We start from the raw sequence: 21155 nt of genomic DNA, 5'->3' as shown, positions 1-21155 counted from the left end.
CGACCACGTTGATGATCAGGACGTTGCCATCGCGGTTCAGCTGGATGTCCTGGAAGAAGCCGGTCTTGAACAGCGAGCGGGTCGATTCGACCAGGCGGCGGTCGTCAGCTTCGTCGCCGACGTTGAGCGGCAAGGCACCGAACACGCTGCCGGCGGACACCCGCTGCAGGCCGTTGACGCGGATGTCGGCGATCCTGAGCGACGCGGCCTGGGCCATGGAGGCATTGAGCAGCAGGATGGAGAGCAACAGTCGCGGGTAATTCATCGAGGGTTCCAGGCGGGCGTAGAAGAGCAGCACGGGGCTGCCGGGAAGCGGGCGATGAGCATACGGGCGGGCTATGTTCGGCGCGGTTAACCGAGGGTAAAGATGTGTAAAGTTCGCCCACGGTCCGTGATGACGGGGCGATCATGGCGCTTTTGCAGAACCTGGCACCTGACCCATCATGATCCCTGTACTGCTGGTCGACGACGACCGCGAACTGACCGAAATGCTCGCCCTGTACCTGGCCCGCGAGGGCTTCCAGGCCACCGCCGTGGCCACCGGCGAGGAGGGGGAGACGCGCGCCTTGAGCGGGCATTACCGCCTGGTGGTGCTGGATGTGATGCTGCCAGGCATCTCCGGCATCGAAGTGCTGCGGCGCATTCGTGCCCGCAGCCAGGTACCGGTGCTGCTGTTGACCGCACGGGGTGACAACATCGACCGCATCGCCGGCCTGGAACTGGGTGCCGACGACTATGTACCCAAACCCAGCTCGCCGGGTGAACTGGTGGCGCGCCTGCGGGCGATCCTGCGCCGGGTGCACCCGCAGATGCTGGCCGAAAGCCAGGGCGCGGAGTCCATCGGCCGTGGCGCGCTGACCCTGTGGCCGGGGCGGCGCAAGGCGCAGTGGGGGCCGATACCGCTGGACCTGACCGGCACCGAGTTCAGCCTGCTCGAAGCCCTGGCCCGCCAGGCCGGGCAGCTGGTGAGCAAACAGGACCTGTCGCTGAACGCCCTGGGCCGGCCGCTGACCCGTTACGACCGGCGCATCGACGTGCACATCAGCAGCATCCGCCAGAAGCTCGGCCCGCGTGACGATGGCAGCAGCTGGATCCAGAGTGTGCGGGGCATGGGTTACATGCTGATCGTCGAATGATGCGCCGGCGCCTGTTCTGGAAGCTGTTCCTGGCCTTCTGGCTGGCCAATAGCCTGACCTTCCTGGTCGGTGCCGGGGCCTTCATGCTCGACGACCTGCGCGGTGACACCCCCGGGCTGCGAGCGATGCTGACCACTGAACTGAACCTGTTGCACCGCTATGGCGAACAGGCCGGCCGCCAGTACCTGCAGGTGTCGCCGCAGCCGCCGGAGGTGCAGGTGGGCCTGTACGACGGCACCGGTCACTTGCTGGCCGGGCGTGCTGTTGACACCCCACGGTTCGAGCGGGCGCTGCTCGATGAGGGCGGCCAGGCCCTGGTGCTGCGGGCTTCGGTGCCCACCCGCCTGGATGAGCCGCCGCGCCCACGGAGCATGGGCCCGTTGCTGACCGGCGGGCTGATGAGCGCGTTGTTCGCCTTGCTCTGCAGCCTCTACCTGACCCGCCCGTTGACCTGGCTGCGCGAGGCCATGGGCCAGGTGGCCCAGGGCCGCTTCGATGTGCGGGTGCGCCCGCGCCTGGGGCGGCGGCGCGACGAAATCGTCGAACTGGCCGAAGACTGCGACCGCATGGCCGGGCAGCTCAAGGCGCTGGTCGAGGCGCAGCAGCAATTGCTGCACGACATCTCCCACGAACTGCGTTCACCGCTGACCCGCCTGCATGTCGCCATCGGGTTGCTGCGCCAGCAGCCCGAGCGCGAGGAAATGCTCGGGCGCATCGAGCGCGAGTCGCGGCGCATGGATGACCTGATCGAGCAACTGCTGACCCTGGCGCGGGTGCAGTCGCAGCAAAGCCATGGCGAGCATGGCGAGCTGGATGCTGTCGAGGTGCTGGCGCAGATTGTCGAGGATGCCCGGTTTGAAGCGGGCATGAAGCAGGCGCAGGTCAGTTTGCTGGGCGCTGGCACTTTTGTTACCCGCGGCCATGAGGAACTGCTGTACCGCGCCTTCGAGAACGTGATCCGCAACGCCGTGCGCTATACCGCGCCGGGTAGTGAAGTGCGCGTCGAGGCGCTGCTGGTGGGCGGTGGGGAGCAGTTGCAGGTGCAGATCGTCGACCAGGGGCCGGGGGTTGAACCGGGTCGGCTGCAGAGCATCTTCGAGCCGTTCGACCGGGGCGGGCACAGCGGCGCCGATGGTTTTGGCCTGGGCCTGGCCATCGCCCGCCGCGCCATCGGGCTGCATCAGGGCAGTATCAGCGCGAAGGCGGGCGCGGCGGGGGGCTTGAGCGTGGCGATCTTGTTGCCGCGTCTCAGTTGATTAGTTTCTGAAAGCTGGCTCGGTCCCTGTGGGAGCCGCGCTTGCCGGCGATGGGCCGCGAAGCGGCCCCGGCAATTTATGCAACAACCTTGAAATCGTGGGGCCGCTTCGCGGCCCATCGCCGGCAAGCGCGGCTCCCACATTTACTGCGTGAAACCATCAATCAGCGCCCGAGCATCACGGTCTGCAGCTGCGCCTGAGCCTGCTGCACGGTCTTCGCCTGAGTCGTCAGGTCTTGCAGCAAGGCATTCAGCTCAGCCTGTACCTTGGGGTCGTTGACCTTGACGATCGGCCCGTTGATCTCGATCTGCGCCTTGTGTGCATCTACGTAGTCGGCCACTTTCAGGCTGCTGTCGAGGGTGCCGTTGATCTGCGGCAGCACTTGCAGGAAGGTATCGGCCGGGACGCTGACGGTGCGGTCGTAGGCCTTGTCGTAGACCACCTTGAGGTCATCCGGCTGCTTGAGCTGGGCATGGGCGCTGTCGGCCTTGGCCTTCTGGTCCTGCAGCTGGAGGCCCATGTCGTTCAGGCCGGTCTGTACCGCCTTGATGTCGTCACGGCGGCTGGTGATATCGTTCAGCGAGCGCACCGCGCCTTTCTGCAGCAGACTGCCCAGGGGTTTCACCGCGCTATCCATGGCGCCGTTGAAATTGGTGATTACCGCGTAATGGTCGTTGTAGGGGCCAAATGCCTTGGATTCATCGGCACTCAGCTTGGGCACGTGAACGCCGGGCTTGTCGACGATACGGGTCTGCAGGAATTCGCTGAAGGCAGCGCGCTGCTTGGGTTCATTGTCGCCACAGGCGGCGAGGGCCAGGGGTAGGGCGAGGGCAAGCAGCCACTGGGGACGGAATGAGACGTTCATGTCGATGAATCTCCATAAAGGGTTGAAGCGCGCCAGCGCAATGGTTGGCGCGGCGGGCAAGGGTAGCGCTTTTTCAGCTGTGGATCCAATCGCCGGCAGGGCTCATGCCAGGGGCAGCGTAAACCCCTCGATCCCCCGCCCCAGCTTCAGCGCCTGGCCATGCAGCACACGCATCAAATGCAGCGCCGACTGCGAGAGCGGCTCAAAGCGCGAGTGGACGAAGCTGATATCGAAATGGATCTCGTCGACCAAGGGCACCACATGCAAGCCGCTGTCCTGCGCGACAAACTCGTCGATCACGCTGATGCCCATACCCTGCTTGACCAGCGCCACAGCTTCGTTGGCATTGGTAAACGACAGCAGGGAATCCAGCTGCAGGCCGCGCCGCTCGATGTGGCCGGCCAACAGCTGGCCGAACGGCATGTCCGGGCGGAACAGCAGCAGCGCATGGCCCTGCAGTTGCTTCAGCGTCAAGGACGGCGCTTGCGCCAGGGCATGGTCGGCCGGCATCACCACCACCATGCGCCCGCGCATGAAGGCCTGGGAGTGCAGGTGGTCGTGGATCACCGGCAACGCGGCGACCGACAAGTCGACAGTCTTCGACAGAATCTGGTTGGGCATGGCGTGCATCAGCGAAGTCTGCCACTCGATCTGCAATGACGGTGCTTCGCGTTTGAGTTGGGCCAGCGCGGCAGGGATGACCACGGTCGATAGCGAGGCACTGCACGAGATGCGCAGCGTGCGATGGGTACCGGTAGCCAGGGAATGGGCGCACACGTTCACCTGCAAGGCCGCCTGGTACACCCGCTCGACCTCGCGGTACAGCACCTGCGCCTCAGCCGTGGGCACCAGGCGGTTGTTGATGCGCTCGAACAGTCGGTAGGCCAGGCGCCCCTCGATATAGCCGATCAGTTTGCTCACCGCCGGCTGGGACACGTAGAGCATCTTCGCTGCCGCGCTGATCGAGCCGGTCAGCATCACCGCGCGGAACACTTCCATGTGCCGCAGCTTGAACACCATCGTCGTGCCGTCCGGGTTTTCCTGAGCGGGGATCATGCCTATTACCTTCGGTTATGGTCTTCGCCATCTGTGTATGAGCGTTGTGCAATCGCCCGCAGTATCGTGAGCCCAGGCAAGTCGCCCAGGCGGCGAACAATAACAAGATCTGCAGGCAAGCGCAGTGGCGCTTGAAGGAACCGCGCTTGAACATCTACGACGAACCCAAGATCGACTGCCATAACCATTTGTTTGACCCCGCACGTTTCGCTTACCACCCAAACGCCCCTTATGCGCCCTCCGGCCAGGAGGTCGCCACCCTGGCCCAGTTCAACCAGGTGATGGACGCCTATGGCGTGCGCCATGCCTTGCTGGTGGGGCCGAACAGTGGCTACCACACCGACAATGGCCTGCTGCTGCACGCACTGGCGACGGGCCAGGGGCGCTTCAAGGGGATTGCGGTGGTCGAGCGGCAGATCAGCCTTGATGCGCTGGCCGCGCTGCGCGAGCAGGGCGTGGTCGGTGTGGCCTTCAACCCGGCGCTGTACGGCGTGCCGAGCATGCGCGATGCCGCGCCGCTGTTCGGCAAGCTCGCCGAACTGGGCATGTTCGCCCAGGTGCAGGTCTGCGAAGACCAACTGCTGGAGCTGCAGTGGTTGCTTGAACACAGCTCGGCGCGCCTGTTGATCGACCACTGCGGTCGCCCGGATGCCGCCGCCGGCCTCCAGCAGGCCGGCTTCCAGTCGCTGTTGCAGCTGGCCCGCAGTGGGCGGGCCTGCGTGAAGCTGTCTGGCATGCAGAAGTTCGCCGATGCCGATGGCTTGTATGAGCAAAGCCACGCCTACGTCCGGGTGCTGCTCGATGCGTTCGGCCCGGATGCCTGCGTGTGGGGCTCGGACTGGCCGTTTATCCGCCAGCAGGCACGGGTCGACTACGGCCCGCTGCTGAAGCTGGCCGAACGCCTGATGCCGGACGCCCGCCTGCGGCGCAAGGTCATGTGGGATACCCCGCAGCGCCTGTTTGGTTTTGCCGCCAGGCAAACACCAGCAAAGCGCGCTTCACTGATAGAAGACAGCCCGCTGAGCGCACCCCCATGAACAACGAACAAGCAGCACCCGAAACCCGTGGCGTGACGGTGGAGTTACTGGCAGCGGTCGATCTGGGGCCGGAAATCGAGGGCATGGCAGGCCGCCAGTTGCGCATGCGCAAAGTGACCATCGCCCCGGGCGGCGTGTTCGGGCCAGTCCATGATCACAAGGACCGGCCCGGCACGGTGTTCATCCTGCAAGGCACCATCACCGACCACCGCAATGGCCAGGCCACCGACTACGGCCCGGGTGTCGGCTGGCCTGAAGACCACAACACCACGCACTGGCTGGAAAATCGCGGCACGGTGACGGCGGTGGAAATCTCGGTCGACATCGTCAAGGGTTGACCTGGTAGCCACGCCCCTGCAGGCACCCGCTGTAGGCACTGGCATGCGCCGAGCTTTGCGCTTCGCCCTGGTTGCGCCGGTCTTCGCGGCGCTCCTGGCGTTGCCGCGAGGCACCTACCGCCGCACCGGCGGCGGCCCCTTGGCCCGCACGGTTCTGCCGGTATTGCTCTTTGGCATTGTCGCCGGCCCGGTCATACACCTCTTCATGCTGGTTGCCTCGCACCTGGGCGCCAACCGCACCGGCTGCGGCACCGGCCGCCGCGCCCTTGACCCTGCCGCCGACATGGCTGCCAGAAGAACTGCTGCTGGTGCTGTTGGCAGCGTTGGTCGCCACGGTGTTGCAGTCATTGATGTCCAGCTGCATCTGCTGGCTGCTCTGGCCCTTGAGCGGCACCACCGACTGGGCCTGGGCTGCAGACGCTGCGCACAGCAGCATCAGCAGGTAACTCCACGTGAACGCACGCATCGCACACCTCCAGCGGATGGGAATTGCATCTCACAGAATAGCTGGGCTGCGGTACCTGGCGGTGGGCGCCTGCCGTCCAGGTCTGTGGCAGAGGGCATTATTGTTAACTTGCAGTAAACAATAACGTGAATTTGATTGTATTACTGCCGCCAGGAAAAGCCCTTACCTTTAGCCCACGTGATAACCACACGCAATCTGGGCCCAAGCGCGTTCTGCCTGTACGCATCAGCTGGCCCAGCCGCCACATTCATCCGACTCACAACAATAATTCGGAGACGGCAATGGCCAAGCGACTGATAGGCAAGCTGTACGTACAAGTGTTGATAGGCGTGGCCCTGGGCATTGTGCTGGGGGTGTTCTGGCCGCAGGTCGGTACCGACATGAAGCCGCTCGGTGACGCTTTCATCAAGCTGATCAAGATGGTCTTCGCCCCGATCATCTTCGCCACGGTGGTGCTGGGCATCGCCAAGATGGAAAACATGAAGGAGCTGGGCCGGGTCGGTGCCCGGGCGCTGATCTATTTCGAGGTGCTGTCGACCTTCGCCCTGGTGCTCGGCCTGATCGTGGTCAACCTGGTGCAGCCAGGGCAGGGCATGGATGTCGACCCGGCCACCCTCGATACCCAGGCCATTTCCACTTACACCGCCGCGGCAGCCAGTGGTTCCGGTGGTTTCACCGATTTCCTGTTGCACCTGATCCCGGCCAGCGTCACGGATGCCTTCGCCAAGAACGAGATCCTGCCGATCCTGTTGTTCTCGACCCTGCTCGGTATCGCCCTGGCCAACCTCGGCGCGCGCGGCAAGCCGGTGGTGGATGTGCTGGAAGCGTTTTCCCACGGCATGTTCTACATCGTTGGCATGGTGATGCGGGTTGCGCCGCTGGCGGCCTGTGGTGCGATGGCTTTCACCGTCGGCAAGTACGGCCTGGGTTCGATCGTGTCGCTGGGCAAGCTGATGGCGACCATGTACCTGACCTGCTTCCTGTTCGTGGTGCTGGTGCTGGGCAGCATTGCGCGGATGTCGGGTTTCAGCCTGTGGAAGTTCCTCAAGTACCTGCGCGAAGAGCTGTTCACCGTACTGGGCACCAGCTCCTCGGAGTCGGTGGTGCCACAGCTGATGAACAAGCTGGAGAAGGTTGGCGTGTCCAAGCCGGTGGTCGGCCTGGTGATCCCGTCGGGCCTGACCTTCAACCCCGATGGCCAGTGCATCTACTACACCATGGCGGCGATCTTTATCGCCCAGGCCACCAACACCCCGCTGACGCTGATGGACCAGTTGATCGTGCTCGGCGTGCTGCTGCTCACTTCCAAGGGCTCGGCGGGGGTGACCGGCTCGGGCTTCATCACCCTGGCCGCGACCCTGGCGACCATGGACAACATTCCGGTGGCCGGCATGGTCCTGCTGCTCGGTGTCGACCGCTTCATGTCCGAAGCCCGCGCCATCACCAACACCATCGGCAATGCCGTGGGCACCATGGCCATCGCCAAGTGGGTCGGCGCCCTGGACAGTGCACGGATGAACCAGGTGCTCGACGGCCAGGCCGTGGCGCAGCCCGAACCGCCAACCAGCGCCACCCCCGCCGCAGAAGCGGCCACCCCAACCGATAAAAAAAGCCTTGTGATGCACTGAGGAGATAACCGTGGATAGCGTAGAAAAAGAAAATGCCGTGTCATCGCTGACCGACACCTTGGCCAAGTTCACCGCCTATATCGGCAAGCGCCTGCCCAAGGATGTAAAGGCAAAGACAGCCAAGCTGCGTGCGGCGGAAACCAACCCGCTGGCCATCGCCGTCTACGACTCGATGGCCGACAACCAGGACTATGCCGACAAGCTGAACCGCCCCAGCTGCCAGGACACCGGGGTGATCCAGTATTTCATCTCGGCCGGCGCGCGCTTCCCGCTGCTGGGTGAGATGGAAGGCATCCTCGAAAACGCCACCCAGGAAGCCACCGTCCATGGGCCGTTGCGCCACAACGCGGTGGAAACCTTCATCGAGAAGAACACCGGCACCAATACCGGCTCGAAGATCCCGTGGCTGGACTGGGAAATCATCCCCGATGCCGACTACGCCATCGTCGACGTGTACATGGCCGGTGGCGGCTGCACCTTGCCGGGCTCGGCCAAGGTGCTGATGCCTGGGCAGGGCTACGAGGGCGTGACCGAGTTCGTCTTCGATGTCATCACCTCCCGCGGCGTCAACGCCTGCCCGCCGCTGCTGGTGGGGGTAGGGGTATCGACCTCGGTGGAGACAGCGGCACGCCTGTCGAAAAAGGCCATCCTGCGTGAAGTGGACTCCAGCCACCCCAATGAAAGCGCGGCGATGATGGAAAAGCTGCTGGAGGAGGGCCTGAACGAAATCGGCATCGGCCCGCAGGGGCTGACCGGCAACAGCAGCGTGATGGGCGTGAACATCGAGTCCTCGGCGCGCCACCCTTCGACCATTGGTGTTGCCGTATCGACCGGCTGCTGGGCACACCGTCGCGGCAAGATCCGCATCAATGCCGACCTGACCTATGACATCCTCTCCCATGAAGGCGTGATCCTGTGAACAGTCCAGTGAAAAAGATCATCAGCACCCCCATCAGCGATGACGACCTGGCCGGCCTCAATGTCGGCGATGTGGTCTACCTCACCGGCCAGCTGGTGACCTGTCGTGACGTGGCTCACCGCCGGCTCATCGAGCTGGGGCGCGAGCTGCCGGTTGATCTGCGTGGCGGCGCGATTTTCCACGCAGGCCCTATCGTCAAGAAGAAGGAAGACGGCAGCTTTGAAATGGTTTCGATCGGCCCGACCACCAGCATGCGCATGGAGAAGTTCGAGAAGCAGTTCATCGAACAGACCGGTGTGAAGCTGATCGTCGGCAAGGGCGGCATGGGGCCGGAGACCACCACCGGCTGCCTGGAGAACAAGGCCGTGCATGCTGTGTTCCCTGGCGGCTGCGCGGTACTGGCGGCCACTCAGGTCGAAGAGATCGAACGCGCCGAATGGCAGGACCTGGGCATGCCAGAAACCCTGTGGGTGAACCGCGTGCGCGAGTTCGGGCCGCTGATCATCTCCATCGACACCAAGGGCAATAACCTGTTCGAGCAGAACAAGGCCCGTTTCAATGAGCGCAAGGGCGCGGTGATCGAGAAGATCAACAGCCAGGTGCGGTTCATCAAATAAGTCTCACCTGTACTGGCCTCTCGCGGGTAAACCCGTGGAGAGGGCGGTACAGGCAGTGCAAGGCTCAATGGGCAGTACGCAATGGCACCTCTCGCAACAGCCAAGACAAGGCAAAGGCCACACAGGTAATCACCGCCGCCAGCAGGAACACCCCATGCATGGCCCCGGAGAACGCTTGCAGATAGGCCTGCTGCTGAGGCGCCGCCAAGGCATGTACCGCCGTCGGCGAAAGGCTCGCGGCACCGCCACTGCTGGCTGCGAAATCACTCGGCAGGCCATCGAGCAGGGCATGGGAAAACAACGCGCCGAACACCGAAACCCCCACCGAACCGCCAATCGACCGGAACAGCGTCGCCCCTGACGTCGCCACACCCATGAGCCGCCGCTCGACACTGTTCTGCACCGCCAGGATCAGTACCTGCATCACCATGCCCAGGCCTGCCCCCAGCAGCCCCATGTACAGGTTCATCCGCCACATCGGTGTGTCCAGTTCCAGGCGGCTGAGCAGCCCCAGGGCGACCACCTGCAGCAGCGTGCCGACAATCGGGAACACCCGGTAGCGCCCCCAGCGGCTGATCAGCCGCCCGGTAATCGCCGACACCACCAGCAACCCCCCCATCAACGGCAGCATCTGCAGGCCGGCGCTGGTGGGCGAGGCGTCTTTCACCACCTGCATGTACAGCGGCAGGAACGTCACCGAACCGAACAGCGACACACCGACGATCAGCCCGATCAACCCAGCCAGCACGAAGGTGCGGTGGCGGAACAGGTGCAGTGGCATGATCGGTTCCACCGCGCGGCGTTGTTCGAACACGAAACCGACCAGGCCGATGACGGCGAACAGCGCCAGGCACAGCACATCCAGCGAGGCCCAGGGCAGCAAGCTGCCGCCCAGGCTGGTGATCAGCACCAGCGCACCCAGGGTGATGGTGAGGAAGAACGCGCCAATGTAGTCGACCACATGCTTGACCGGGGCCACGTGCGGGCGGAACACGCTGCCGATCACCACGACGGCCAGCAGGCCCAGCGGCAGGTTGATGAAGAAAATCCAGTGCCATGACAGGTGTTCGACCAGGAACCCGCCAATCAGCGGGCCAACCACGGTGGCCAGGCCAAACACACCGCCGAACAGGCCTTGGTAGCGGCCGCGTTCGGCGGGCGGAATGACGTCGCCGATGGCCGCCATGGCCACCACCATCAGGCCACCACCGCCCAGGCCCTGCAGCGTGCGGAACAGGATCAGCTGGGTCATGTCCTGGGCCAGCCCGCACAGTGCCGAGCCGAGCAGGAACAAGGCAATGGCGATCTGCAGGACGCGCTTGCGGCCGTAGAGGTCGCCAAACTTGCCATACAGCGGCACGACCACGGTTGAGGCCAGCAAATAGGCGGTGACCACCCAGGACAGCCAGCGCAGCCCGCCAAGGTCGCTGACGATGGTCGGCAGCGCGGTGGAGACGATGGTCTGGTCCAGTGCCGCGAGGAACATCACCAGCATCAGGGCGCCGAGCAACAGCGGGATGGAGGCCTGGGTGCGTGGTTCGACCTGTGCGCAGGAGGGCGCGTCAGCAGCGGTAGGTTGCATGCGGTTGCCTTGAGCCGGTGAGTGCGATTGAGCGTCCATGTGCGGTCAGCAGCCTTTGTTCCGGGCGTGCTGGCGGCCGGCTTCCTGCAGGCCGGCCAGGGCGAAGCCGAACAGTTGGGCAGACACGTCTTCGGCCGGCATGCCGAGGATTTCGTGCAGGGTTCCGGTGGACCCGCGCGGGCCGATCAGCAGCATCGCCCAGGGGGCGGTGACACAGAGGATGCAGCGGGTCAGCGCGGGGTCGCTTGGGGGGATGGCGGTGATTTCGCTGAACAAGCCCTTTAGCAGCGACAGCCTGAGCGGCGCTTCGGCCTGCATATGTGCCTGGCCATGGGGGCTGGGTGCGAGAATTTCCGCAGCAAGCACGCGCAGGTGCCAGTTGTCGCGGCGCTGCGTAGCCTTGCGCACCACCAGTTCGACCAGTGCCCGCAATTTCTCTTGCGCCGGCTGTTCGCCCAGGGCGATCCGCTGCAGGTCGCTGATGTCCAGAAAGCGCCGCCGTGCTTCATCGAGCACGGCCAGGTACAGGCCATTGCGGCTACCGAAGTGGTAGTTGATCGAGGCCAGGTCGACCTCGGCCTTGGCGGCGACGGCTTTGTTGCTGGCTTCTGCATAACCCACGGCGGCGAACAGTTCGCCGGCGGCCTGGAGGATGCGCGTGCGGGTGGCTTCGCCGTCCTTGCGCGGTTCGCGCGGTGTGGTGGCCATGATGCGGTGCTCTCGGATCGGTGCGATGTCGGCAGCGTGACCCCGTTAAAAATTAAATTCAATTTAAATTTAATGGCCGCTACGGTCCGGCGACGGAAGGTGCCGTTGCGTTGCCCCCGGATGGCGCGCGCCGCTAGGGGGAGAGGCCCTAGTTGTGGTATACAGCACGTTAATCAACACCACCTTCGCTGGCACCCGGATGCGTCGCGGCTGGCTGGTGATTTCCTTGCACCTGCTCCTTTTACTGTGAAACGGAGATTCGAAGATGACCGCCACCGACCGTCTGAGCCTGCTGCAGTACGAGCACCTGGGCCTGGACGATGTTGCCGCTGCCGAGTTCAAGGTGGCTCTGGAGGAGCTGCGCAAACTGGCACTGGAAGACCGTTACGAACATCCCGCTGCCTTGCACCTGGGGGATATCGCTGACGCCGAGAACCGTCAGGAACTGGCTGAAACCAAAGGCTGGGGGATCGGTTTTCTGCAGGGCCTGACCTGTGCCAAGGCGCTCACGCAAGACCAGCTGGAAGCGCTGCGTCGCGTGTTCCAGGCCGCGGCGGAGCGCGCGATCAAGCGCATGTGCAGGTAAACGCAACTTGTTGAGCGTGCCGCTCTTCGCAATGGATAGCGGCAACCGGCAAATAAGCGACTGCAGGGATATGGCTTGCTCGCTAATGCCTTGTGTAACGCGTTAACCTCATGTTTTTAAAGCGTTGTCGCGCAAGTTGCAGAACTGCGCAAGAAAATGCTTTGTCGTTAAATGGGTCTGCCGCCAGGGCCGACCTTTCGCAACAGGCTTTTCCTTTCCCGCGAAGACGAGCGCACCCGCCGTTTATCGACTTTACTGACAGGCGCTGATGCCAACTCTTCATGTATCAAGTGCATTGAGCATTGGCTTTGAGTGACGCCATGGAGTGACGCGGTCCTTTGGGGAAGACCATGAGCCAGAGCCAGGCATTGATCATCTGTGAATACTGCGACGCGGTGTATCAGCGTATGCCGGTGCACAAACATCAACGCGCATTGTGCGTGCGCTGTGGCGGCGTGCTGTACCGCCATGCAAGTTTGACGATCCAGCAGCGCCTGGCATTAAGTGTCACGGGCGCGGTTTTGCTGGTATTCGCCAATGCCTATCCGGTCATGACCATTGGCATGCAGGGGTTGACCAACTCTGCAACGCTCTGGGATTCGGTGCTGATCCTCAGCAGCGGCAGCATTACCTTCATAGCCCTGGTCATGGCCTTGGCCATCATTTTTGCGCCGGTACTGCAGATTGCCTTGCTTTGCTGGGTGCTGAGCTTCGCCCTGGCCGGGCAGCGGGCGCCGGGCTTTGCCATGTGCATGCGCTGCCTGGAGGGGCTGCGGCCCTGGAGCATGCTGGAAGTCGGCCTGTTGGGCGCACTGGTGGCGGTGATCAAGCTGGCGGGCCTGCTCGATGTGATACCGGGCATCGGCCTGGTCGCCCTGGCGGCGCTGAGCATGCTGATCATCTACATTGCCGGGCGCGATATCCGCGACCTCTGGGAGCAGGTATGAGTACGCCTGCGCTGGCAGACGAACTGGGGCTGTGCCTGTGCCATGGCTGCGGGCACGCCTGTGAGCAGGGCAGCCATGTGCACACCTGCGAGCGCTGCGGCGCGCCGTTGCACCGACGCAAGACCAATGCCATCGCCCGTGGCTGGGCCTTCCTGGTGGCCGCGCTGGTGTTCTATGTCCCCGCCAACCTGCTGCCGGTCATGCATACCGAAATGCTCGGCAGTGGCAGCGATAGCACCATTGGTGGCGGCGTGGTGGAGTTCTGGCAACACGGCGCCTGGGACATCGCCCTGATCATCTTCATCGCCAGCATGGGCGTGCCGGCGGTCAAGTTCTTTTCCCTTGGCCTGCTACTGTTCACCGCCCAGCGTCGTTCGAGCTGGGCACGCCGGCAGCGCTCGCAACTGTATCGCGGCGTCGAGTTGATCGGTTACTGGTCGATGCTCGATGTGATTGTCGTGGCGCTGGTGGCCGCCTTGGTGCAGCTGCGCGGCCTGGGCACCATCGAGCCGCGCCCGGGCATCCTGTTTTTCGGCATGGTCGTGGTGCTGACCATGTTTTCGGCAATGAGCTTCGACCCACGCTTGATCTGGGATCACCCTGGCAATGATGGAGGCCGCACTGATGGCGCAAGCGAGTGACGCGCGAAATGGGGCCGGGCAGGCAGAGGTACGCACCCGGCGCTGGAATGTTTCACTGGTGTGGATCGTGCCGATCCTGGCGATCTTGGTGGGGGCATCGCTGGTGGTGCGCAACTGGATGCAGCAAGGGCCGGTGATTTCGATTTCCTTTCGCTCCGGCGAAGGCCTGGTGGCGCACAAGACGCAGGTCAAGTACCGCAGCGTGGTCATTGGCGAAGTGACCACCGTGGACCTTGCCGAGGACCACAACAGCGTCATCGTCAAAGTGCAGTTGTCCAATGATGCGCGCTCGTTCGCCACCCAGGGCGCGCGCTTCTGGGTGGTACGCCCGCGGATTGGCGCGGGCGGGGTGTCCGGGGTCGATACCTTGCTCTCCGGCAGCTTCATCGGCGCCGATGCCGGCGAATCGAAAGGCGCTGAAAAGAACTTTACGGGCCTGGAACTGCCACCGGCGATCACTTATGGCGAGAAGGGCAAGCGTTTTCTCCTCAGCGCCGAAGACCTCGGTTCGCTGGATATCGGCGCCTCCATCTATTACCGCAAGATTCCTGTGGGTGAAGTGGTGTCCTATGCCTTGCAGGAGGATGGCAATGGCGTGGATATCGGCATATTCGTACAGTCGCCCTACGACAACTTCGTCACTGGCGATACCCGTTTCTGGAATGCCAGCGGCGTCGACATGCAGATCGGCGCCAATGGTCTGAAGGTCGATACCGAGTCGCTGTCATCCATCCTGGTCGGTGGGCTGGCATTCGGTTCACCCGACTTCAGCCCGGATGCCCAGCCAGCCGCAGACCAGGCGCACTTTCAACTGTTCGCCGACCGTGACGCCGCACTGGCGCCGCCTTTCGGTAAGGGGCAGTACCTGCAGCTGCGTTTCGACCAGTCCATGCGCGGCCTGTCGGTGGGTGCCCCGGTGGAGTTCAAGGGCGTCGAGTTTGGCCGGGTCACGGCGATCAAGCTGGATTACGACCCGGTGAAGCAGATATTCCCTGTGGTGGTGGATGCGGTGATCTACCCGCAGCGGCTGGGCCCGGTGCATCAGAAGATGCTGGCGGTGTTCAAGCACTCCGAGGGTGACCTCAACGGCGCCCGGCAACTGATCGGCACCTTTGTCGAGCATGGCCTGCGGGCGCAGGCGCGCAGTGGCAACCTGATCACCGGGCAGATGTTCATCTCCCTGGACTTCTACCCGAACGCCCCCAAGGTTGCGTTCGACAGGGAGGCCTACCCTATCGTCATTCCTACGATGCCCGGCAGCCTGGAGATGCTGCAGGAGCAGTTGCAGCATTTTGTCGAGCGCATCGGCAAGTTGCCGCTGGAGAGCATTGCCAGCAACCTCGATGGCACCCTGCGTGACCTGCGCGCCAACCTCAAGACGTTCAACAGCCAGACGCTGCCTGGGGTGAAAGCCACCCTCGACGACATGCAGAAGACCTTGAAGACGGCCAACGCGACCATTGCCGACGACTCGCCCGAGCGCGAACGGCTGGGTGACACGCTGGACGAACTGGAGCGCATGTCGCGTTCGCTGCGCGACCTGACCGACTACCTGGGGCGCCACCCCGAGTCGCTGATTCAAGGCCGGCCGAAGGCGGCCGGCGCGCAAGACTTGAGACCTTGAAAGTAAAAGGCCAAAGGAGTGTCAGCTGATGCATCGAGTGCGCAACCTGTGTGGGGCCAGCCTGCTGATCTGGCTGAGCGGCTGCAGCAGTACCCCGAACAACTACCACACCCTGGTACCGGCCCAGCCGGTGCAAGGGGGCAGCCAGCACGTGCAGGTGGGCCGGGTCAGCCTGCCGCCGCAAGTGGACCGCCCGCAACTGGTGGTGCGCCAGGGCAGCAGCGGCCTGGCCATCCTGGAAACGGAGTGGTGGGGTGCCAACCTGGTGGATGAATTCCGCAGTGCCCTGCAGGACATGCTGGGCGGCCCGGTGTCTGGCTCGAGCAGTGTGTTGCGGGTCGATGTGCAGCGCTTCGACAGTGTGCCTGGGCAATACGCCTCGCTCGATACCCTGTGGCGCCTGAAACGGCCAGGCGAACCGGAAATCACCTGCCGGACTTCGGTGCAGACCGCCGCCGACAACAGCATCAACAACCTGGTCAACGCCCACCAGGCCAACCTGCGCAAGCTGGCCGAGGCCGTGCGGGCAACGGCGGCGCCTGGCAGGGCCTGCCCAACCACATGATGCGGGTGCACAAGGGTATGGGGAGCCCGCATGAAGTTACGCACAAGATTGCTCTGGCTGTTCGTACCGCCGCTGCTGTTGGTGTTGTCGCTCGTCTACTTCGCGGCCCAGGGCATGCTGCTGGCGCGGCTGGACAAGCAGGACGAGCGGCTGCTGGTGGCCGAGGCCGAGCGGCTGCGCGCCTTGCTGGGCAACAGCTTCGAGCGTGATGCCAACCGCCTGCGGCAATGGGCCCAGGCGATTCCGGGGGCGGTGCCGTCGGCTTTCCCGCTCGATGCCGCCACGCTCGGTAGGAGTGGTTTCGATTTCATACTTTATTACGCCAGCGGTGAGCAGCGGGTGAGCTGGCGGCCTCTGGACCTGGCAGCGCTGGAGCGCCCGGCCGGGGCCCCAGCGCTGAACCTGCAGGCGCTGCATGATGGCGTCGCCGAGCAATTGGCGCGGCTGCTGCAGCCTCAGGATGTGGCGCCCCCTGCGCAATTGCTGGCCGTGCTCAGGGTGCCGCTGATTCTGGTCGCCGTGGATACCGCGCGCAGCGGCGACAGGGCCAGCGGTGTGCTGCTGGCGGGCACATTCCTCGACAGCAAGCGCATCGCCATGCTGCAACAACAGCTGGGCGGTGAACTTACCTGGTTGCCGTCGGCCACCGAGCAGCAGCGGCCCGTGCTGCAGGCCGAACTCATGAGCATCGGCAATCGCCAGGTGGTCGATGCTCGCCATCAAAGTATCGACCTGCTGTTTCAGGACAGCCTGGGCGAGCCTCAGTTGCGCCTGCAACTGACCCGTGAGCGCCATCTGTACCTGGAGGGCGAGCAGCAGCTCAATGTGTTCCTCGGCGTGACGGGCGGGCTCATCGGCCTGGCGTGGCTGCTGATCTACCTCGCACTGGACGTCACCTTGCTGCGGCGCATTGCGCGCTTGCATCAGGAGCTTCTGGCCATTGGCCCGGCTGCGGCAGGGCGGCGCCTGACCGACGACGGGCGCGATGAACTGGGCAAGCTGGCGCGTGAAGCGAACCGTGCGCTGGACCGCCTGGAGCAGAGCGAAGCACGCGACCGGGCGATTCTCGACGCCATGGAAGACGGCTACTTCGAACTCGACGAGCAGGCCAGGATCGAGTCGGTCAACCCGGCGTTCTGCAGGTTGCTCGGTTACCCCGCAGCTGAGGTGATCGGGCGCACCGTTGCTTCTCTGCAGGAAGACCAGCAGGCCAGTTCGGTCACGGAACCGGCATTCGCCGAGACCGAGCCCGGGGCACCGCTCTCGGCTCGGCTGCGGCGCGCCGACGGTAGCATCGGCCACTTCGAAACCCAGATATCCAGGCGGCACAACGCAGCTGGGCGCCTGATCGGCTATCGCGGCATCCTGCACGACGTCAGCGAGCATGTGCTTCATCAACAGCAACTGTTCGACCTGGCCTATCAGGATGCCTTGACCGGGCTGGCCAATCGCAAGGCGTTCCATGAGGACCTTGCCCGGCATCTGCACGGCGATGCCCTGCCGCTGGCGCTGATCTTTCTTGATCTTGACCGTTTCAAGCAGGTCAACGACCGCTTTGGCCATGACGTCGGTGATGCTTTGCTGGTGTGCATGGCCGAGCGCTTGTGCAATGCGCTGCGTCAACCGGCCAAGGCCTATCGCCTGGGAGGCGACGAGTTCACCGTGATAGTCCCGAACACCGAGTTCCAGGCAGCCGCTGCGCTGGCCCAGCGCTTGCTCAAGGTGCTGGGTGAGCCGGTCAGTGTCAGGGGCCTGAGCATCGACTTCGTCACCCCAAGCATCGGCCTTGCCCTTGCGCCTGCCCATGCCAGCGAGGTGGATGCACTGGTCAAGGCAGCCGATCAGGCGATGTACCAAGCCAAGCGCCAGCGCGGGCGGGTCTGCGTGTATCAGCCGGCTGAGTGATCAGCCCCAGGGGGTGTCGATGATCGAGCGTTGTCGTTGCCGGTCTTTGCTGCTGTCGCTCTTCATGCTTCTGCTGCCTGAACTGGCGCTGGCAGAGCCGTTGTGTGGTCAGCTGACCGCTACCGGCAATCCGGAATACCCACCGTATCTCTGGCGTGACCCGAACCACCCTGAGCAATTGATCGGCGCCAATGCCGACTTGCTCGAGGAAGTCGGCAAGGCACTTGGGCTGGAGGTGAAGGTGGTGTATGGCGGGCCTTGGTCAAGGGCTCAGGAGGAGGTGCGGACCGGGCGTATCGACCTGATGGCGGGGTACTTTCTGACCCAGGAGCGCCAGCAACGGATGGACTTCATCAGCCCGCCGTTCCTGCATACCCGTAGTGTGGTCTGGGTCCGCCAAGACGGTGCATTTGCCTATCACGACTGGGCGGACCTCAAGGGGCACAGCGGCGGGACGCTGGTCAGCAACAGTCACGGCCAGCAGTTCGATGATTACGCCAAGGCCAACCTTCAGCTCGAAGCAGTGCCCAGCGCCAGGCAGGCGTTCGAGAAACTGCTGCTCAGGCGCAATGATTACCTGATCTACGAGCTACATCCCGGCATGGCCCTGGCGCGGACGCAGGGTTGGGATACGCAGCTGAAGGTGCTCGACCCGCCGGTGTCCAGCGAAGGGTTGTACCTGGCGCTGTCGCATCAATCGAAGTGCAATCGACCGGAGCTGCGCGAGCGGTTGGCGCAGGAGATGAAAGCGCTGGTTGCCGGGCCGATCCCGGAGCAACTGGTTGAAAAGAATCTGGAATTATGGAGGCAGCAGCAGGCAGCGGGGCAGCCTTGAAGGTGTTTGCCACAAGCTCTCACAGGCGCCAAAAACCTCAAAGCAAACCCCACCAGCCTACCCATCAACCTCCAGCGCCCGCTTGGCCGCGCTCACATTGACCTCCCCCGGCAAAGCGACGCCGTTCTTCGTCGCCAGGATCTCGGCCATGACACTGACGGCAATCTCTGCCGGTGTCTTGCTGCCGATATAGATGCCAATCGGCCCGTGCAGGCGCTGCAACGAGGCCGCGCTTTCCCCGAAATGCTCGATCAGGCGCTCCCGGCGCGACTGGTTATTGCGCCGCGAACCGATCACGCCAATGTAGAACGCCGGGCTGTGCAAGGCTTCGAGCAGGGCCAGGTCGTCCAGCTTGGGGTCGTGGCTGAGGCCGACGATGCAGCTGCGCAGGTCCGGGGCGAACGCGCGCACCACGTCATCCGGCATGCCGACGATCTTCTCCACCCCAGCCACGTTCCAGCCATCCATGTATTCAGGGCGCGGGTCGCAGACCGCCACCTTGAAGCCATTGAACAGGGCCATGGTCGCCAGGTACTCGGCCAGCACCCCGGCACCGATCAGCAGCATGCGATAACCGGGGCCCAGGGTATTGAGCATGTAGCGGCCATCGAAGCCGAACTGCTCCGGTGCGCGGGTGGTGGTCAGCTGAACCTGGCCGTTCTCCAGGTCCAGCTCGCGGCGTACCAGGTTGCCGCTGTCCAGCAGCGGCAGCAGCTGCTCCAGGCTTGCCAGCGCCGGGTCGAATTCGAGGATCAGCTCAAGGGTGCCACCACAGGGCAGGCCGAAGCGCTGCGCTTCATCGGCGCTGACGCCGTAGCGCACCACTTGCGGCAGGCCTTGGGGCATGCCGTTGCCCTGATAGGCAGTGGTATAGCAGTGGATCAGGTCATCCTCGATGCAGCCGCCGGAGACGCTGCCGACCACCCGGCCATCGCCGCGCAGGGCCATCATCGAACCCACAGGCCGCGGTGACGACCCCCAGGTGCGGGCCACGGTGGCCAGCAGCACGCGTTCGCCGGCCAGCAACCAGTCACGGGCGGTGCGCAACACCAGCAGGTCGATACTTTCCATAAGTCACGCCTCCTCAGCGCATATGCAAGATGATCGGGCTGCTGCTGGCCGGGTCGGTGTGCCCGCGCAGCTTGCCGACCGCTTGCGCATCCACCGCGCCGCCTGTGTTGCCCCAGGTGCTGCGCACGAAACTGAGCACATCAGCGATCTCCTGGTCCGACAGTTGCTCGCGGAACGCCGGCATACGGTAAGCATCCGGCAGGCCGGCGGTGACGATACGTTGCGAGCCGTTGAGGGTGATGTTGATTGCCGAGGCGTTTTCCCTGGCCAACGCCGAGGTGGCACCGGCCAGCGGTGGCATCCACTCGGCCTGGCCCTTGCCGTCCAGGCCGTGGCAACTGGCGCAGCGGGTGACATAGGTGTGGGCATCAGGGCTGTCCAGGCGCGAGGCTGCGGAAACGGCCTGGTACTGCCAGGGCGCACCGTCACGCTGTGGGTCACCGGGCAGCGACTTGAGGTAGCGGGCGATGGCGCCCAGGTCGTCATCGCTCATGAACTGCGTGGAGTTGTTGAATGCCTCGGTCATCGACCCATACACCACGGCATGCGCGTTGCGCCCGGTCTTGAGGAACTGGACGATCTCGGCCTCGCTCCAGCGGCCGAGCCCGGTGTTGTGGTCATTGCGCAGGCTGGGCGCGTACCAGCCATCGAGCAGGGCACCGGCGAGGAATGGCGTACCCGCTTCATCCAGAGCCTTCTCGTTGAAGGCCAGGCCCCGTGGCGTGTGGCAGCTGCCGCAGTGGCCAGGCCCCTGGACGATATAGGCGCCGCGGTTCCACAGCGCGTCCTGCCCGGTCTTGGCCGCGTAAGGCGTGTCGGCGGCGAACACGCCGTTCCACAAGGCGATGGGCCAGCGCAGGTTCAACGGCCAGGGGATATCGCTGGGCAGGTTCGCCTGTTGCACCGGCTGCACCCCCTTCATGAAGAAGGCGTACAGCGCCTTTACATCGTCGTCGCTGAGCTTGGCATACGAAGGGTAGGGCATGGCCGGGTACAACCGCCGGCCACCCGGCGCGACGCCATGGCGTACGGCGCGGTCGAAATCGGCCAGGCTGTAGTTGCCGATACCGGTCTCGCGGTCGGGGGTGACGTTGGTGGCGTGGATCGCACCCAGCGGTGTGGCCATCTGCAGGCCACCGGCAAACGGCTTGCCATCGGGCAGGCTGTGGCAGGCCACGCAGTCGCTGAGCCGCGCGACATACTCACCCCGGCTTACCAGCCCAGGGTCGAAGCGCGTGGTTTGTTCGGCAGCGAATGGCGAGGCGGGCTCGCGGGTCACGTACCAGGCCAGCAGGCCGGCCGCAACCAGGCACGGCACGGCCAGCCAGCCCGCGGTTCGGGCAAAACGGCTGTGGGTCATGGGGCAGTCCTTG

At 64.2% G+C, this 21155-nt stretch carries 20 protein-coding genes and 2 pseudogenes; 14 read left to right on the top strand and 8 right to left on the bottom strand.

Features of this window, described 5'->3' with window-relative positions; genetic code table 11:
- Window positions 1–265, bottom strand: a pseudogene (locus F6X59_RS19335) (outer membrane assembly protein); the annotation flags it as partial.
- Between the two features lie 178 nt (window positions 266–443).
- On the opposite strand from F6X59_RS19335, the gene F6X59_RS19330 reads away from it, so the two are divergent.
- Entirely contained in the window at window positions 444–1136 is a 693-nt protein-coding gene (locus F6X59_RS19330; RefSeq protein WP_152957622.1) for a response regulator transcription factor, read from the top strand.
- Window positions 1133–2392, top strand: coding sequence for a sensor histidine kinase KdpD (locus F6X59_RS19325; RefSeq protein ID WP_152957621.1), 1260 nt, complete (start codon window positions 1133–1135; stop codon window positions 2390–2392). Before F6X59_RS19330 ends, F6X59_RS19325 begins: the two co-directional genes overlap by 4 nt.
- Window positions 2393–2555: 163 nt before the next feature.
- Here the strand turns inward: F6X59_RS19325 and F6X59_RS19320 are convergent, their stop codons facing one another.
- Together F6X59_RS19320 and F6X59_RS19315 are read right to left on the bottom strand one after the other, a co-directional pair.
- Window positions 2556–3257, bottom strand: coding sequence for a DUF3053 domain-containing protein (locus F6X59_RS19320; protein ID WP_152957620.1), 702 nt, complete (start codon window positions 3255–3257; stop codon window positions 2556–2558).
- Window positions 3258–3359: 102 nt separating this feature from the next.
- Window positions 3360–4313, bottom strand: coding sequence for a LysR family transcriptional regulator (locus tag F6X59_RS19315; RefSeq protein ID WP_152957619.1), 954 nt, complete (start codon window positions 4311–4313; stop codon window positions 3360–3362).
- 146 nt (window positions 4314–4459) lie between these two features.
- Between F6X59_RS19315 and F6X59_RS19310 the strand changes: the two are divergent.
- Window positions 4460–5284, top strand: a pseudogene (locus F6X59_RS19310) (amidohydrolase); the annotation flags it as partial.
- A gap of 62 nt (window positions 5285–5346) precedes the next feature.
- Window positions 5347–5688 carry a cupin domain-containing protein gene (locus tag F6X59_RS19305; RefSeq protein WP_152957617.1) on the top strand — a complete coding sequence of 114 codons (342 nt, stop codon included), beginning with the start codon at window positions 5347–5349 and terminating at the stop codon, window positions 5686–5688.
- On the opposite strand, the gene F6X59_RS19300 is transcribed toward F6X59_RS19305, so the two are convergent.
- Complete coding sequence (locus tag F6X59_RS19300) at window positions 5678–6154, bottom strand: YMGG-like glycine zipper-containing protein (RefSeq protein WP_152957616.1); 477 nt, start codon at window positions 6152–6154, stop codon at window positions 5678–5680. The two genes, F6X59_RS19305 and F6X59_RS19300, sit on opposite strands and share 11 nt — an antisense overlap.
- A 281-nt stretch (window positions 6155–6435) precedes the next feature.
- Between F6X59_RS19300 and F6X59_RS19295 the strand changes: the two genes are divergently transcribed.
- Genes F6X59_RS19295 through ttdB form a run of 3 tightly spaced genes read left to right on the top strand, consistent with a single transcriptional unit; the run spans window position 6436 to window position 9318 of the window.
- Complete coding sequence (locus tag F6X59_RS19295; RefSeq protein WP_152957615.1) at window positions 6436–7782, top strand: dicarboxylate/amino acid:cation symporter; 1347 nt, start codon at window positions 6436–6438, stop codon at window positions 7780–7782.
- Between the two features lie 10 nt (window positions 7783–7792).
- Window positions 7793–8701: a L(+)-tartrate dehydratase subunit alpha gene (gene ttdA / locus F6X59_RS19290; protein ID WP_346651959.1), complete on the top strand. Its 909-nt coding sequence runs from the start codon at window positions 7793–7795 to the stop codon at window positions 8699–8701.
- A gap of 8 nt (window positions 8702–8709) precedes the next feature.
- Window positions 8710–9318 (top strand): L(+)-tartrate dehydratase subunit beta, encoded by a 609-nt coding sequence (gene ttdB, locus F6X59_RS19285; RefSeq protein ID WP_346652107.1) that lies wholly within the window; start codon window positions 8710–8712, stop codon window positions 9316–9318.
- A gap of 64 nt (window positions 9319–9382) precedes the next feature.
- Here ttdB and F6X59_RS19280 read toward each other — a convergent pair whose 3' ends face one another.
- Together F6X59_RS19280 and F6X59_RS19275 are read right to left on the bottom strand one after the other, a co-directional pair.
- Entirely contained in the window at window positions 9383–10900 is a 1518-nt protein-coding gene (locus F6X59_RS19280; protein WP_152957614.1) for an MDR family MFS transporter, read from the bottom strand.
- A 45-nt stretch (window positions 10901–10945) separates the two neighbouring features.
- Complete coding sequence (locus tag F6X59_RS19275; protein ID WP_152957613.1) at window positions 10946–11608, bottom strand: TetR/AcrR family transcriptional regulator; 663 nt, start codon at window positions 11606–11608, stop codon at window positions 10946–10948.
- 265 nt (window positions 11609–11873) lie between these two features.
- Here F6X59_RS19275 and F6X59_RS19270 point away from each other — a divergent pair, with 265 nt between their 5' ends.
- From F6X59_RS19270 to F6X59_RS19240, 7 genes are all read left to right on the top strand, one after another.
- Window positions 11874–12194 (top strand): hypothetical protein, encoded by a 321-nt coding sequence (locus F6X59_RS19270; RefSeq protein ID WP_152957612.1) that lies wholly within the window; start codon window positions 11874–11876, stop codon window positions 12192–12194.
- A 350-nt stretch (window positions 12195–12544) separates the two neighbouring features.
- Window positions 12545–13141, top strand: a complete 597-nt coding sequence (locus F6X59_RS19265; RefSeq protein WP_152957611.1) for a paraquat-inducible protein A — start codon at window positions 12545–12547, stop codon at window positions 13139–13141.
- Complete coding sequence (locus tag F6X59_RS19260) at window positions 13138–13782, top strand: paraquat-inducible protein A (protein WP_152957610.1); 645 nt, start codon at window positions 13138–13140, stop codon at window positions 13780–13782. The genes F6X59_RS19265 and F6X59_RS19260 overlap by 4 nt, the downstream gene beginning before the upstream one ends.
- Window positions 13766–15406 carry an intermembrane transport protein PqiB gene (locus tag F6X59_RS19255; protein WP_152957609.1) on the top strand — a complete coding sequence of 547 codons (1641 nt, stop codon included), beginning with the start codon at window positions 13766–13768 and terminating at the stop codon, window positions 15404–15406. The genes F6X59_RS19260 and F6X59_RS19255 overlap by 17 nt, the downstream gene beginning before the upstream one ends.
- 28 nt (window positions 15407–15434) lie before the next feature.
- Window positions 15435–15971: a membrane integrity-associated transporter subunit PqiC gene (locus F6X59_RS19250; protein ID WP_152957608.1), complete on the top strand. Its 537-nt coding sequence runs from the start codon at window positions 15435–15437 to the stop codon at window positions 15969–15971.
- Window positions 15972–16001: 30 nt separating this feature from the next.
- Entirely contained in the window at window positions 16002–17876 is a 1875-nt protein-coding gene (locus F6X59_RS19245) for a diguanylate cyclase domain-containing protein (RefSeq protein ID WP_152957607.1), read from the top strand.
- Between the two features lie 19 nt (window positions 17877–17895).
- Window positions 17896–18711 (top strand): ABC transporter substrate-binding protein, encoded by an 816-nt coding sequence (locus F6X59_RS19240; RefSeq protein ID WP_152957606.1) that lies wholly within the window; start codon window positions 17896–17898, stop codon window positions 18709–18711.
- A 57-nt stretch (window positions 18712–18768) separates the two neighbouring features.
- Here F6X59_RS19240 and F6X59_RS19235 read toward each other — a convergent pair whose 3' ends face one another.
- Both F6X59_RS19235 and F6X59_RS19230 read right to left on the bottom strand, forming a co-directional pair.
- Window positions 18769–19782 carry an XdhC family protein gene (locus F6X59_RS19235; protein WP_152957605.1) on the bottom strand — a complete coding sequence of 338 codons (1014 nt, stop codon included), beginning with the start codon at window positions 19780–19782 and terminating at the stop codon, window positions 18769–18771.
- 13 nt (window positions 19783–19795) lie between these two features.
- On the bottom strand, window positions 19796–21142 hold the full coding sequence (locus F6X59_RS19230; protein ID WP_152957604.1) for a cytochrome c: 1347 nt from the start codon (window positions 21140–21142) through the stop codon (window positions 19796–19798).
- Between the last annotated feature and the right edge of the window lie 13 nt (window positions 21143–21155).

Source organism: Pseudomonas sp. MN1F, from assembly GCF_009391885.1.
In the GTDB taxonomy this organism is placed as follows: domain Bacteria; phylum Pseudomonadota; class Gammaproteobacteria; order Pseudomonadales; family Pseudomonadaceae; genus Aquipseudomonas.
This window is presented reverse-complemented; position numbering and strand designations above follow the sequence as displayed.